The sequence below is a fragment of the Litorimonas sp. genome (genome assembly GCA_029936425.1).
GTDB lineage: Bacteria > Pseudomonadota > Alphaproteobacteria > Caulobacterales > Maricaulaceae > Litorimonas.
The window spans coordinates 1-1,342 of sequence record JAPYSU010000118.1; the positions used below are offsets into that span (position 1 = coordinate 1).

The 1,342-nt window shown below is 42.4% G+C and carries 1 protein-coding gene; it reads right to left on the minus strand.

What is annotated here, in order from left to right; all coding sequences use genetic code 11:
* Nucleotides 1–1,156: 1,156 nt before the first annotated feature.
* Nucleotides 1,157–1,342 (minus strand): hypothetical protein (locus ACN0IC_RS15460; RefSeq protein ID WP_416879642.1); only part of this gene is annotated, 186 nt, incomplete at its 5' end.

Here is a 1,342-nt window from a genome sequence, read left to right on the forward strand (position 1 = left end):
GTGTGTGAGAGTATAGGATGGTGTGTGTGATGGTGAGTGAGAGTGTAGGATGGTGTGTGTGTAGTGTGTGAGAGTATAGGAGGGTGTGTGTGATGGTGTGTGAGCATATAGGAGGGTGTGTGTGATGGTGTGTGATTGTAGAGAGTGACTGTCTCTGCCAGAATGTGTTTGTCTGTCTGAAAATGTAATTGTTTGAAAAGGTGTGTTGCAGTGTGATAATGTGTGGCTAGAATAGAAGGGTTAGGGCAGTGTGATAATGTGTGAGGACATGAGAGAGCATGTGTAACAACAGTATGAGAAAGTGTGGAAGTGTCAGAGGGTGTGTGGCAATTTGAGAACATGTGTGACTGTCAGAACTTGTGTTCCTGTGTGAACATGTTTGGCAGTGTGAGAGGGTGTGTATAAATGTTTCAGAACATGTGTGAGATTGTGTGTGGCTGTGTTATTATGTGTGAGACAGTGTAAATGGGGTTGTGAGAATATTTGGGTTGTGTGCGACAGTGTGTGGCAGTGTGATATTGTGTGTAGCTGTATGAATGGTCTGTGGTTGTTTTAGAAGGTGTGTGGAAGTATGAGAAATTGTGTGACAGTTTGATAATTGTGTGTGAAAGTGTGCCCAGCTGTGTGATTAGATATGTGTGGCAGCTTGGAAAGGTGTGGGTATGTCTAAGCATGCATGTGAGAAGCTATGTATCATTGTGTGTGGTAGAGTGTGAAGGTGAGTGATGTCTGATCAGATGAGTGACTGAGTGAGAATGTGTTCTGATTTGTGGTGGCCTGTGTGGCTGACACTATGCTACCAGGTGGACCTGTTCCTTATGATGCTGCACCAGCTGGACATGTGGTGGATCGTTAGTATGTACATTTATGCTATTTTTGTGCACAAAAATATACTATTTCCTGTTTTGCAGGTGGCCACACTGTTTCGAGCATTGGCAGGAACAGGAAGTAGAATCTTGATAATATTATTCTATTGAAATATTAAAACAATTATATTTCCTGTTCCCATCACAGCTACTGTTCCTTTCACTTTCCTTAGTCTGCTCAATCCAATGTCAGACATCCACTGATGCTAGCACTGGAGTGGCAGGCTAAGGAAAGTGGAAGGTACAGCAGCTGTGGCGGGAACAGGAAATAGAATCATTTTAATATTTCACTAGTGTAATATTATACAGATTCTATTTCCTGTTCCCGCCAATGCTTGAAACAGTGTGGCCACCTGCAATATATTAGCTTTTATTCCACTCCAGGCAAGGGGAAAAGTAATGATAATGTTTAGTATTCTCACATAATTACTTCCCTCATAATAGGTTAGTTGGACTCCCTTGTCACTGCCACCAAG